This is a genomic window from Paenibacillus sp. FSL L8-0436, assembly GCF_038593025.1.
Classification (GTDB): Bacteria; Bacillota; Bacilli; order Paenibacillales; family Paenibacillaceae; genus Paenibacillus_AQ.
The window spans coordinates 1665247-1678989 of the sequence record NZ_CP151955.1; the positions used below are offsets into that span (position 1 = coordinate 1665247).

General features: G+C 47.0%; 11 protein-coding genes. 5 read left to right on the forward strand and 6 right to left on the reverse strand.

Annotation, left to right across the window (positions count from 1 at the left end; translation table 11 throughout):
* Positions 1-11: 11 nt before the first annotated feature.
* From NSS79_RS07745 to NSS79_RS07760, 4 genes are all read left to right on the forward strand, one after another.
* Positions 12-950 (forward strand): carbohydrate ABC transporter permease, encoded by a 939-nt coding sequence (locus NSS79_RS07745; protein WP_342438895.1) that lies wholly within the window; start codon positions 12-14, stop codon positions 948-950.
* A gap of 45 nt (positions 951-995) precedes the next feature.
* A complete protein-coding gene (locus tag NSS79_RS07750; RefSeq protein ID WP_342438896.1) occupies positions 996-2708 on the forward strand; it encodes an ABC transporter substrate-binding protein in 1713 nt (570 codons plus the stop codon).
* Positions 2709-2720: 12 nt separating this feature from the next.
* Entirely contained in the window at positions 2721-3695 is a 975-nt protein-coding gene (locus NSS79_RS07755; RefSeq protein WP_342438897.1) for a glycosyl hydrolase, read from the forward strand.
* 202 nt (positions 3696-3897) lie between these two features.
* On the forward strand, positions 3898-4605 hold the full coding sequence (locus NSS79_RS07760; protein ID WP_342438898.1) for a DNA alkylation repair protein: 708 nt from the start codon (positions 3898-3900) through the stop codon (positions 4603-4605).
* A gap of 175 nt (positions 4606-4780) precedes the next feature.
* Here NSS79_RS07760 and NSS79_RS07765 read toward each other — a convergent pair whose 3' ends face one another.
* The gene (locus NSS79_RS07765; RefSeq protein WP_342438899.1) at positions 4781-6133 is read right to left on the reverse strand and encodes a PQQ-binding-like beta-propeller repeat protein; all 1353 of its coding nucleotides are present in this window, start codon (positions 6131-6133) and stop codon (positions 4781-4783) included.
* Positions 6134-6450: 317 nt separating this feature from the next.
* On the opposite strand from NSS79_RS07765, the gene NSS79_RS07770 reads away from it, so the two are divergent.
* Positions 6451-6849 carry a hypothetical protein gene (locus NSS79_RS07770; protein ID WP_342438900.1) on the forward strand — a complete coding sequence of 133 codons (399 nt, stop codon included), beginning with the start codon at positions 6451-6453 and terminating at the stop codon, positions 6847-6849.
* A 78-nt stretch (positions 6850-6927) separates the two neighbouring features.
* On the opposite strand, the gene gtfA is transcribed toward NSS79_RS07770, so the two are convergent.
* The 5 genes from gtfA to NSS79_RS07795 all read right to left on the reverse strand — a co-directional run bounded on the left by gtfA (position 6928) and on the right by NSS79_RS07795 (position 13672).
* Positions 6928-8373 (reverse strand): sucrose phosphorylase, encoded by a 1446-nt coding sequence (gene gtfA, locus NSS79_RS07775; protein WP_342438901.1) that lies wholly within the window; start codon positions 8371-8373, stop codon positions 6928-6930.
* A gap of 33 nt (positions 8374-8406) precedes the next feature.
* Entirely contained in the window at positions 8407-10608 is a 2202-nt protein-coding gene (locus NSS79_RS07780; RefSeq protein ID WP_342438902.1) for an alpha-galactosidase, read from the reverse strand.
* Positions 10609-10643: 35 nt separating this feature from the next.
* Positions 10644-11465 (reverse strand): carbohydrate ABC transporter permease, encoded by an 822-nt coding sequence (locus NSS79_RS07785; protein WP_342438903.1) that lies wholly within the window; start codon positions 11463-11465, stop codon positions 10644-10646.
* Positions 11465-12304 carry a sugar ABC transporter permease gene (locus NSS79_RS07790; protein ID WP_342440318.1) on the reverse strand — a complete coding sequence of 280 codons (840 nt, stop codon included), beginning with the start codon at positions 12302-12304 and terminating at the stop codon, positions 11465-11467. Before NSS79_RS07790 ends, NSS79_RS07785 begins: the two co-directional genes overlap by 1 nt.
* A 96-nt stretch (positions 12305-12400) precedes the next feature.
* On the reverse strand, positions 12401-13672 hold the full coding sequence (locus NSS79_RS07795) for an ABC transporter substrate-binding protein (protein WP_342438904.1): 1272 nt from the start codon (positions 13670-13672) through the stop codon (positions 12401-12403).
* Between the last annotated feature and the right edge of the window lie 71 nt (positions 13673-13743).

A 13743-nucleotide genomic window follows, 5' to 3' on the forward strand; every position in this document is an offset into this window, starting at 1 on the left:
GGAAGGGTGACATGGGGGTTGTTAATAGCAATGCGCCGGTCGGCCGGGTAAAACAGAGCCTTCAGGCGAAAGCACCACAAGATCGAATCCTTGAAGTAATCGTTTATCTTTCAATGATTATCGTAACCATTCTGACGATCTATCCATTCTTAAACGTACTGGCCATATCCTTTAACGATTCAGTAGATACCGTTAGAGGAGGAATCACCATCTGGCCAAGGCAATTCACGTTGGATAACTATAGTCTGATTTTCACTTATGGAAGCCTGACTACCGGGTTCAAAATTTCCTTTCTGCGGACCGTCATTGGTACCATAGCAGGCTTGATCAGCGGTTCTATGCTGGCTTACACGCTTGCGCGGAGTGATTTTCAGGCGAGAAGATTTATTTCAATTTTTCTTGCTGTCACTATGTATGTCACCGGGGGCTTGATTCCGGGTTTTATTCTGATGAGGGATCTGCACTTGATTGATACGTTTGCTGTCTACATTCTGCCAGGTCTTGTAAGTGCATTTAATGTCTTCGTTATCCGTTCCTTTATAGACGGTCTGCCTTATGCGCTGCAAGAATCTGCTAAGCTGGATGGCGCCAACGATTTCACTATATACTGGCGCGTTATTCTTCCTCTTTGCAAACCCGCATTAGCTACCGTGGCTCTGTTCTTGGCGGTGGGGCAATGGAATTCATGGTTCGATACTTATCTTTTTAACGGGTCTAACGAATCTTTGACAACTCTGCAATATGAGTTAATGAAAATTTTGCAAAGTACTACTACAAGTGCAAACAATTCTCAAGATGCCGCTAATATGGCTGAGCGCATGTCACAAATTTCGCCGGAATCCGTTAAAATGGCAATCACTATTATTGTTACAGTGCCGATTCTTATCGTGTATCCTTTTTTGCAAAAATACTTTGTCAAAGGCATGACGCTCGGCGCAGTAAAGAGTTAAAACGATACAAATGATTAACTAATTCATTATTTTGGGGGGAGCTTCATGAAATCGGGAAAAAAAGGGATGGTTATGTCTTCCATACTGGCGCTGACTTTAGCGTCGACACTTGGAGGGTGTAGTGGAAACAACAACAATTCAGCTGCCGGAGAGGGAAACAACGCAGAAGGAGGTTCTACGTCCGGGACAAATTTGAAGCCGATTACGCTTACTTATTTTTCGGAGGACTCCAGCACGAACTGGAATAACATGAAGGATGAAGTCGGTAAGCTTATTGCTGAAAAAACCGGTGTAACCCTGGATGCTGAGTTTGCTGTCGGTGACCCGGTACAAAAGATTTCACTGATTGCCGCGACAGGCAACTATCCTGATTTGATAGCCGCAAAGGCGGATGTCGGCAAACTTGTCGACGCTGGTGCTATTCTCGATCTGACGGATTTGATCGAGGAGCACGCGCCTAATATCAAAAAAATGCTGGGAGACAAGATTGTCCGCACCAAGTACAATTTGGACGATCAAGCGATTTACGCTATTCCAACCTGGTCCTCCGTTGATGAGAAGAAAATTAAAGCCGACGGAGGCTTTGAACTCCAACACCGTGTCGTCAAGGAAGCTGGATATCCTGAAATACGTACGGTAAAGGAATTCGAAAAAGTGATCCAGGATTATATCACCAAACATCCGAAGGACGAAAACGGCAACAAAAATATCGGACTTTCGCTGAATGGGGACGATTGGCATATGTACCAGGTCACCAACTCGGGATTCCAGACAACCGGAGGACCGGACGACGGCGAATATTACATTGATCAAGAAACACATCAGGCGACTTATCATTTCCGCCGTCCGGAAGAGAAAGAATATTTCCGCTGGCTGAATCACATGAATGACATTGGACTGCTTGATCCGGAAAGCTTCGTGCAAAAGACCGATCAGTTTAAGGCTAAAGTGGCTTCGGGCCGTGTTCTCGGCTTGGCTGATCCGGAATGGGATTATGGTGACGCACAGAATGCGCTAAAGTCTGCAGGGAAATTCGATCAGACTTACGGTCATTATCCGGTTACCATGAGTAAGGAGTACAAGGATACCAGTTTCTGGTCTGCCGGCTTTGACGGAGGTTACGGAATCTCGATTTCCAGCAAGTGTGAGGATCCGGTACGTGCAATTCAGTTCCTTGACTTCCTGGCATCCGAAGAGGGACAAATCCTGAATAACTGGGGTATTGAAGGGAAGCATTACACGGTTGAAGCTGGCAAAAGGGTAGTTATTCCGGCTGTACAGGAACGGATGGACAAAGACAATGCAGGTTTCCAAAAAGAATCCGGTGTAGGACTTTACTGGAACATGATGGTTCATTACGGGGATGGAATTAAGGATTCAACCGGTAACTATTTCACACGTAATTATCCGGAAATCTTGACCACAACTTACAGCGAGCCTGAAAAGGAAACTCTAAAGGCTTACAAAGCAGAGCATTGGAAAGATCTTTTCCCTAAGGAAGAGGAATTCCAGCCAAGAGCTTACGGTGCAGCTTACACCATGCCACTGGCAAACGATGATCCTGCTGTTATACTAGGAGCCAAAATGAAGGATATTACTTGGAAACGCATCCCGGAAGCGGTTATGTCCAAGCCGGAGCAATTCGATAAGATTTGGGACGCCTATATGGCGGAGCTGGATAAGGCAGGAGTTAAAGAAATGGAAGAGTCCTATACCAAGCACATCCAAGACCGGATTAAGCTCTGGTCCACTAACTAGGAGTATCGATCAATGAATAAGCTTATTAACCCGGCACCCTGCAATCATAAAGCGAGTGATGAAGTAAAAGCCGTTCTTCGCTATTTAAGCGAACTGTCCGGCAAGGGGATGATTACCGGACAACATACGCAAACCACCGTACAGAAGGAACTGCGATATATCGAAGAGGTAACTGGCAAACTCCCTGCCTTATGCGGCTTTGAGCTTCTCGCGTATTCCCCTAACATCAACTACGGCGATGCCAGTGAAGCTTGTTTAATAGAGGTAGAGGAAAATAAAAATACGTTAGACAATGCATGGGAGTGGGCGTTATACATGCGGGGGCTAATTACATTCACCTGGCACTGGTTCTCACCGTTCGGCAGCCGGGACAAAGGATTCTACAATGAGCACACCACTTTTGATGCCTCCCTGGCAATTATAGGAGGGACGGAAGAGAACAAGCGGCTAATTGCCGATATGGATCATATGGCGGAATTGCTTAAACCTTTTTGCGAGAAGTCTATCCCGATTTTGTGGCGTCCATTCCACGAATCCGAAGGTGACTGGTTCTGGTGGGGAGCTAAAGGGCCGGAAGTTGCCAAACAGCTGTATCGCATGATGTATGAGCGGTATACGGTTTATCATGGCTTGAACAACTTAATTTGGGTCTGGAATTCACCTAACCCGGAAGGTTATGTCGGAGACGATTACTGCGATGTGATCTCGCTGGATGTGTATCCTCCTAAGCATACCCATACTGACTTAGAGAAAGAATATAAGGAGTTGGTGGCGATTACGCCGGCCAATAAGCTCACTGCACTGGGTGAAATTGGTGTGGTCCCGAGCCTCCCTATGCTATCTGAGACACGTATTCCGTGGGTTTGGTATATGACGTGGTCCAATGATTTCGGCGCTTCCGAGGAATGGACAACGAAAGAGGAGCTTCGGCGTGCTTATGACCATCCCTATGCAGTTACATTAGACAAGCTGCCCCGACTTTATTAAGGTGAATGAAAAATTGTCCAATCCATTCTACTAGGGGCATCTTAACCCCAATAATATCAGCAGATGAGCATTCAGCAGCTTCAGCTTGTAGACGCGAGTCTACAAGCTTTTTTTTGTTAAATTTTTTCAAGGGGACAAGCTTGCGATAGAGGAATCTGTGAAGTACACTTTCTGTATCCAGTAAAAAAGGAAGTGTTAAACAATGAATGCAGAGATGGTCATGCAGGAGCTTGAGGCGCTAGGCAAGGAACGAACTAAGAAAATATACAGCTCGAATGGCGCGCAGGAACCGCTTTTTGGCGTGGCCACCGGAGAAATGAAGCCTATCTTTAAGAAAACCAAAATAAATCAGCCGCTGGCTGAGCAGCTATACGCGACAGGGAACTACGATGCTATGTATTTTGCCGGCATCATTGCCGACCCTAATGCAATGACGGAAGCCGATTATGACCGGTGGATGGATGCGGCTTATTTTTATATGTTGTCCGATTTTGTAGTTGCAGTAACATTGGCAGAAGCGGATATTGCGCAAGAGGTTGCCGATAAATGGATCGCGAGCGGTGAGGAGCTGAGAATGTCAGGGGGCTGGAACTGTTATTGCTGGCTGCTCGGCAACCGGCCGGACGATGAATTTTCCGAAAGTAAAATTGCCGGCATGCTTGAGCTTGTGAAAAAAACGATTCATAAATCTCCGGAACGCACCAAATACGCGATGAACAACTTTTTATACACCGTGGCGGTATCCTATCTGCCGCTTCATGATCAGGCGTGTGAGACAGCAAAGGCTGTAGGCCCGATAGAAGTCAATAAGGATAAGGCCAAAAGCAAATTTATTCACGCTTATGAAAATATTCAAAAGGCAGTCGGCAAAGGTCGGGTTGGGTTTAAACGCAAGCATGTAAGATGCTGACGTTAAAAGCGACTTGTCTGCGGATGAGTTGCTTTTTTTTGTGTTCAGCATTGTTCACAAAAAAGCGGCCAAAGCGGCCGCCTCAATATGCTCATCTGACGATATTATAGTTTAGGAATGACCGTTCAATCGACGTGTCCGCGGCACATGTTGCCTGAACCTTCTTCTTCTCCGGCTATTTCAGTGAGGCGGGCAGTTTAATCCCGTGCAGCTTGCCGCCGGATTGAATCAGCAGCATGCCGCCGGTCTTCAGCAGGGAGCCGAATTCACGTGATCCGGTATGGACGGTGAATACGGGTTTCGAGCTTATAAGGTCATAGGCATGCAGCAGTCCGTCGGACTGTCCGACATAAACCCCCTTGCCGAATATAGCGGCTTGTACCGTAGCGTTCTCTCCTTGATCGAAGTGTATATATTGTCCGGTATTCAGTTTCATGGCAATCAGACCATGGCTGTTGTTATCGGTGAAATAGATCCGCTCCTTATGCACCAGACCCAGCGGCGATCGCTGATCATAACTCTCCTGTGCCCATTTCTTCACCGGCTCTGCGCCGGGTACATAGTTATTGAAATCGTATAGAGCGAGGCGCTGCCCTTGGTGAATGTACAGATCGTTCCCGTTAAGAAATGCGGAGCCATAAGAGCCGCCCCCGTGATATATTCCGTCCGTTACGGCATGGTCCGTCCAGCTGTAGGTCCGCTCTCCCTTGAGTGCTCCGGTTCGGAGATTGAAGGCGGCGATTTTGATTTTGCGGTTCACCGGGTCATCATCCAGCATGAATAATTCACACACTGAATAAAGAATGCCATCCTTTATGGCCAGCGGGGAGAACTGCCTGGAAGCCTCCCATAGCTTGGTGCCGGTCAATTTATCGTATACGGCGATCAGAGGCATGGTGAGTGCGCCGGATACGGAATAGTTTCTAACAACAACCCCCTCCGCCTCCAGGACTTTTAAATCATCATTGTAATAGTTCGAATCTTCGGCAATCTGCCATTTGGTTTTGCCGGTTGCGGCATCTACGGCCGCCATTTTTTGCCCCTGGATTACATACACCGTTCCTCCGGTTACCGTAAGGCTGTCAGCAGCCGAGTAGCCGAGTGTGGCGGACCAAACTTTGCCTCCATTTTCTTCTTTCACCTTATAAAGCGTCCCCGCTTGGGTCATTCCGTAAATGGCGCCATTGTTGTACACCATTCGCTGAGCCAACTGGCTGCCATATTCCCATAGCTTGCTGCCGGTTGCTGCCTTCAATGCGGCCAGCTTGCCGTTTGGTTGCAGCATAAATACCTTGCCGTTCTCTGCGATGGCTGTCACCGGGTCAGGGTTATCTGCCACTTTGGGCTTTGCGATCGACAGGGACCAAGCAGGTTGTACCGCCGGTGCCTCAATTTGCTGGTAATAGATGTTGCTTGTGCTTACTGCCGCCTTTTCTGCCTGAGCTGTTCCACCACCCGCTCCGAGTGGCAGCATCAGTGCAGCACAGATGGCACAGCTGAGTTTCTTGAAATATTGTTCCTTACTCATTGTGAATCCTCCATCCTCAAGTGTATTGTAACCGATGCATATTCTGGAACTTCTATTATATAGACTTATTATTTGTGAAAAAGTTACATTGAAATAGAGGGGAATTGAATTTGAATTCTGCAGGGAGCAGAGATCCAATTGGAACAACGGACCGAAAAAAAAGCTTATTTTTCAAATATTAAAATATTCATATATATGTACAGGAACTTTAAATACATATATACTTGAGTCAGCTAAAATGAAGCTCTTGAGATCATTTTTAAAAAAGAAATAGAATCTTGTCTTCATATAATTATTAAGATAGGAGGCAAGTTTGTTTGAGTACTGTAAGCATCCTTGTACAGACATATCTGGGGATCGAAAAACGTTATGAAGAACTTGTTAACCAATACTCGGGATTAACTTTTCTTGAAGGTTCAACTGCAGTTGTTGAAGGAGGAGCTTATTCTTGGAGTCCCCTAAGTGCAGATGCAGCATCCATCCGAGAGCGCCTATATGCTGATTACATAGACTTAATTGAAATGGCACGAGAGACCCTGCAAAGTAAGGATAGTCCTTATTTTATAACGTATGAAGAGAGCATAAAAGTAACACTAGCTTATTTCGCTCAAGAAGATTTAGTGTTTGTCTCATCGCTGGAAGAAGTTTTTAAGATTGTAAAAAGAGAATTAGACCTTCAACGTTCTATCATCTGCTCTTTGATGTATGATAGTTGATTTTATTTTATCGGATATAAAAAATAAAACCAGCGCGCACGGATCGCATCCGTGCGCGCTGGTTGTTTATATTCTACCCTACACAAATACCTCAGCCCACTCTGCTGCCTGTTCTCTAGCGAGAATGGTAAACTGCTTGGTCAGTAGATTCGCTGTAAGCTTTGCCTCACTAGCTTGATGTTTCCACGTGATTTCCAGCTCATGACTGCTTTTCTCTTGAACTGCAATATCGCCACTGAAGGCAGGGCAGCTGTTTCTGAATTTCAGCAACTGGAACAACTTTTGCACAACGGGGCGTTTGGTCTCAGCCTCAATTTCCTCTTTGGTATAATAGTGCCGGTTAATATTGCGTCCTTCCTTCGTGCTCTCCAGCAGTTCAATATCATTCTCTCCGGCCAATAAGCCTACATAATAGATTTGCGGGATACCCGGTGCAAAACACTGAAGAGCCCTCGCCAGTAGATAGGCCTGATCGTCGTTTCCGAGTGCAGAATAATAAGTGCAATTAATCTGATAAATATCGAGATTGTTGTATGCTTCCGTACTGTAAATCTTCTTAACATTGGCGCCTTGACTGTAGAGATGTTCACGGGTCATTTCCGCTTCCTCATCTGATAATAAGTCCTTCACATCAACGACTCCGATGCCGTCATGAGTATCCAGGGTGGTGAATTGTTTGCGCGGACAAATCTGCAGCCAGTGGGCCAGTCGATGGGCCTTCCCGCTGAACAGCGCATGCAGCACAAGCATCGGGAGCGCAAAATCGTAGACATAATAACCCTGCTCGGCAATCTTCAGCTGAATGCTGTAATGTTCGTGAATTTCCGGCAGCACGGTGATACCGGTAGGATTTACAATATCTTCGGAATACTTGAGCATTTCCCAGATCTCCGGCTCTACAAAAAAGCAGTTCGTTCCAATCTTTTTGTTAGCATAAGCAAAAGCATCCAGGCGGATAATCGAGGCTCCCTTTCCGGCGAGAAAAGTCAGATTGTCCCGGACAAACTTCTTCGTGGTTTCTGTTGTCACATCCAGGTCAATTTGCTGCTCATCAAAGGTACACCAGACTTTCTCCGTAGTGCCGTCTTTAAATGTAACTTCAACGTACGGAGCACGGGGTTTGCGTTTATAGATCAGATCGACATCCGCATCTGTGGGTTCGCCGCCGGGCCAGAAGTCCTTATAGCGGATGAACAGATCAGCATATTCCGAATCCTCCTTTTTATCCAGGAAATCCCGGAAATAAGGCGACTGTCTGGAAATGTGATTGATCATAAAGTCGTACATCATATAGAATTTCCTGCTCATCTCTTCAACCTCAGACCATGATCCAAAGGATTCATCCACTTGGGTATAATCCATGGGGGCAAATCCGCGGTCGCCGGACGAAGGATAGAAGGGCAGTAAATGGACCCCGCCGACCACTCCTTTTAAATGCTTGTCTAATATTTCATTCAATTCTTGTAAATTGCGTCCCAAGCTATCGGCATAGGTGATCAGCATGGCTTCATTTTTGATTTGCATAATAAAATGTTCCTCTCTGCCCTGTAGGTATTATTAGTGGGTGATGTCAGTTTCTCGTGTTAATTTCCACATGATGCTTTCATAATCGCCTTTCCATAGTGCAGGAACGGCAAGTCCGCTGTTCATCAATTCGTCCGCGCCATAGACGCCGCCTTTGTCGCAGGAGTAATCGCTGCCTTCATCCAGACCTTGCAGTCGAACCGAGCTCACCCGGCTGTTTGCCTCCGCTCCGGTTCTAAAATAAAAGACTAGCGCTTCGCTCTGGTCGGCGGAAACAAACATCCATGCGGTTTCATTACCTTCAAACGGGCTGAGCAGCCGGTAAAAACCGCCAAATTGGATTAACATCCGGTTTGTTTTATAAAGCTCAATCTGCCTCCGAATCTCAGCCTTTTCTTCTTCGCTTAACGCGGTTACGTCAAGCTCGTATCCGAAGTTCCCGCTCATGGCGACATGCCCGCGGATGTCCAGTGAAGTGCTGCGGTGCACTTGATGATTCGGAACAGCGGAGACATGGGCACCCATGGAGATGATCGGATAGACAAGGCTTGTTCCATATTGAATCTTCAAGCGGGACACGGCATCCGTGTTATCGCTTGTCCAGGTCTGAGGCATATAATACAGCATGCCTGGATCAAAACGCCCGCCTCCGCCTGAACAGCTTTCGAATAGGACATGCGGGAACGTTGTCGTCAGTTCCTCCATTACTCTATACAAGCCAAGGATATAGCGGTGAGCGGTTTCGCGTTGTCTCACCGGCGGAAGGGTCGCCGAGCCGATCTCTGTCATATGTCTATTCATGTCCCATTTGACATAGGTAATCGGGGCGGACGACAGGATGCCCGAAACCATGGAGATGATTTCGTCGCATACTTCCGTCCGCGAGAAGTCAAGAACCAGCTGGTTGCGTCCCTCGGAACGGTTGCGGCCGGGAACATGCAGACACCAATCAGGATGCTTGCGGTACAGCTCACTTTCCTGTGAGACCATCTCCGGCTCGAACCATAAGCCGAATTGCATCTCCTTGTCTACGATTCGCCCGGCCAGCCTGTTCAATCCGCCCTCCAGCTTGTTCTCATTGACAAACCAGTCTCCGAGCGAAGATTTATCATCATCGCGTTTGCCAAACCAGCCGTCATCCAAGACAAACAGCTCCATGCCAAGTGAACTGCCTGCTTCTGCGATCCGTTCGATACTGTCTGCATTAAAGTCAAAGTAGGTTCCTTCCCAGTTGTTAATCAGAATGGGGCGGACCTGGTCGCGGTATTCCCCGCGGCATAAACGTTCTCTGAACAATCCGTGAAACGTCCGGGACATTTCTCCCAACCCATTCGCCGAGTAGACAAGGATTGCTTCAGGACATTGAAGTACCCCGCCAGGCTCAAGACTCCAGCTGAAGTCAAAATCATTGATCCCCATAGAGACCCTCGTGGTCGAGAACTGATCCACTTCCGCTGAGGCTGTAAAGCTTCCGCTGTACACCAGGCTGAATGCAAAGATCTCACCGCATTCTTCTGTAGCTCCTTTTCGTGCCAAGGCAAGAAAGGGATTGTGCTGGTGGCTGCTGGCGCCTCTGCGGCTCTCGATAGACTGGATTCCCTTATGCAGCGGTTGGCGTTCAATATGCCGTTCTCTGGCCCAGGCGCCGGGAAGATGTACCATGTCAAAATTGTCATCGCGGAAATCGACATTGGCGCTGAAAGCCCGCAGGACCTGCAAGGGCTCGGCTCCTTTATTCAGCAGGCGGACGGAGCGGGCAATTACATTTCGTCTTTCGTAAACGGTATAAGACAACGTAACGGAGAGACCGAGGAGGGAATCCAATAGATGGATTTGCAGGGTCTGCGCTTCGTGTTCGTCTTCCACGTAAGTAGCGGGAAGATCGTCTATGGACGGTTTTCCCTGTACGATTTGATGGGAGACCACCCGCAGATCGGAGATAGTTGTTCCATCTGCGCGCTGGATTTGGTAGGCCGGATTGCGGAAATCAGTGCCTCCATAAGCCGGATATTCCTGCGGCAGTGTGTCAAGAGAGAACGTGCGGTCATCCGGGTTGGGGTTAGGGGAGAATCCCCGGTCCAAATATTGCAGCGGATTGCTGCCATCATATCGGCGGAGACGTTTGCCCCAATAGAGATGGGCCAGGTAACCCCCATCAATAATTCGCAGGATGTAGCTGGTCTCACCCGCTGTTAAATGGAACGTACGGGATTCGGCATCAAATTGTATACTCATCTGGGCTCATTCCTTTAACGGTTAATTGACAAGCTTCAGCTTTTTACAGCCCCGGCGGATAAACCGGCAATGAAAAAACGCTGGAGGAAAAGATACAACAGCGTAAGCGGCAGCATGGACATCAGAGATCCGGCGGCTACCCAGCTCAGATTGCTGGTAAACTGGGAGAAGAATGCGGATAAGGCAACTGTTAGCGTATGCATGCTGGACGATTGCAGGAAGAAAAGAGAGAACTGATAGTCATTCCAGATCGAAACCCCTGACAAAATAATCGCCGTCACCGTTACGGGCTGCAGCAGCGGCAAAATGATTTTGAAGAATAGTCCTACTCTGGAGGTTCCGTCAATCATCCCGGCTTCATCCAGTTCTTTGGGGATGGTGCTGATAAAACCGGTGTACAAGAAAATGGTCATCGGAAGATTGAAGGTTACATTAAGCAGGATCACACCCCAATACGTATTCAGACCGTTCAAGTCCACGATGAACTGGTATAACGGCACTAATACGGTCAAGGGGGGGACGATCAGCGCGGAAATGAACAGAATATAAACGAATTTATTCAAGCGTGTCTGAAAACGGGACAACGGATAGGAAGCAAGCGAACCGACGACCAGAATAAGGAGAACGGCAAAAAACGTGATGATTATATTATTAATAAAGGCACGGTCCAGATTGGCATATTGCCAAGCATTCTTGAAATTGTCCAGATTGAAATAACCCGGAAGAACCCACTTCGAACTTAAATCACTTTCCTTTTTGAACGCGGTGCTGACTAATAGGTACAGCGGAACAATATGAACTACGCCAATCAGCGCCATTAACGCGATTTGCCACTTATTTATTTTGGGGGTTGCCATTATGCATTCTCCTTTCTCCGCAGCAGAATCAATGCAGCTATGCCGATAATGCTAGTAATAAAGAACATTAGGTTACCCATAGATGCTGCGTATCCAGCGTCCTGTCTGGCAAAATACATTTGGTACATCATCGTCGACAGAGACTGTGAGGCGTAGCCGGGGCCTCCGTTGGTCAGAGCGATGATTACGTCAAACAGCTTCAGTCCGCCAATGATATTAATGACCACATTGATAGTGATTGACGGGGCTAGCAGAGGGAAGGTGACATTCTTGAAACGCTGCCAAGCGGATGCGCCATCCAATGAAGCTGCTTCATAATAATCGGGAGAAATGGACTGCAGGCCTGCCAAATAAATAATCATGGCCGTACCGACAAATTGAAAAGTGTTGACCAGCGTAATCAGCCAGACATTCAGCTGCGGATTGGCCAGGAAATTAACCGGATCTCCGCCAAACAGCTTAACCAGATCGTTCAAGGCGCCGCCGTTCATCTGGAAGATGAAATACCAAATGTAACCCATGATCAAAGGGCTGATAATAACCGGCAAATAGATGATTGTTCTAACAATTCCTCTGCCTTTAATGCTCTGGTTCAGCAAAAGCGCGTACAGCAAGCCAAACAAGTTTTGCAGAATTGTGCTGCCCAAACCGTAGGTTAATGTATTTTTGACAACCGTTCCTATATTCGGATCTGTAAACAAGCGTTTATAGTTGGCTAAGCCAACCCAGGCGGAATTTTGCGAATAGCCGTCCCAGTTTGTAAAAGAGATCCGTATGCCGTTCATAAACGGGTAAAAAATAAATGCGGCAAACAAAATCAGTGCCGGCACATACATCATATTGATTCCGAGTAATGATTTCTTCACACAATTCCCTCCTCTATGAGGAACAGAGAGCCCTCTCTTCAGTGAGGACTCTCTGTTCCTGCTCTATATCTATTTCTGCTGAGCTTTTAGCCGTTCTACTTCTGACTTCATATTCTCGCTGTATTTCTTAGCGGTAATATTTCCGGCCAACAATTCCTGGGCGTTCGTAATCATTACATCCCACATGCCGTTAGGAAGGTATATCCGGTCAAAATAAGGCAGTACTTTAGTATCCTTATATTGATCATAGTAATCACTGAAAGCGCCACCGCCGGATACATCCTTGAGGGCGGCTGGAGAAAGGGTTGCATCGGATACTTTCTTGACATTATCCGGCTGCGCCATATAATTCAGGAAATCTTTCGTTTGTTCAGGATAATTGGTGTCCTTCCATACTCCGAGTGCAAGCCGCTCGCCTCCGGCAAAGGTAGGCTCGTCGCCTGCAACAATAGCTGGCAGCGGAGCGATTCCCATTTTCACATCAGGATTGATCTTTTGGATATCTGCATAGGACGAAGGAGTATGGAACGCAAATGCCAGCTTGTCTTCAGCGAAAAGACGGGCTTCGTCCGCATATTTTGCCGTCAGCAAATCGTTGTTCGTATAGCCCTTATCATATATTTCCTTGAATTTCTCAGGCAGATAGGTCCATTTATTCCAGTCGAAGGTGCCATCAAGAAGTGCCTGTGCTTCATTCTGCGGCGGAGTAATCAGAAGCGGATTTGCCATCATATCAAAGAACTGGCCGATGGTCCAAGGATCAAGCCCGGAGAAGAACATCGGAATGACTTCGCCTTTGCTTTCTGTTTTGATTTTTTCGGCGGAAGCCAGCAGCTCATCCAGGGTAGCCGGCGGCGTCACACCGTATTTCTCAAGTACTTTAACATTATAGAAAAGGCCGTCTTTCGCTTCGTTGAGCGGCAGTGCGTAGACTTTACCGCTTTCATCAGTAAGCGTCGGTTTGATCGTGTCCGACATTTTTGCTGCCCAAGGTTCGTTTTTCAGATCCATGGTGTAATCACCGTAACGGAGCTTGGCCCAGCCATGGGTATCGAAAATATCCGGCAATTCGTTGGAGGCCATTTTCATTTTCATAATACTTTCATAGTTGGAGCCTGGAAACTGAACCTCAATTTGTGTCTCCGGATGTTCCGTTTGATAGTTCGCTACAATTTCCTGAATGACATCCCGCACTCCCTGTTCACCTACGGTCAGCATCATGGTCAGCTTGACGTTCTCTGCAGCACCTTCCACATTCTTGTTTTCGTTATTGTTGCTGCAGGCAGCAAGTCCAAGACAGAGACTGGCGGCCAGTACAGAACTTAGATATTTCTTTTTCATTTTGTCATCCCCCAATTATTAATTAACGCGCTTACATACAAAAGAATAGCATTTATAAAAGCGCTATCAAA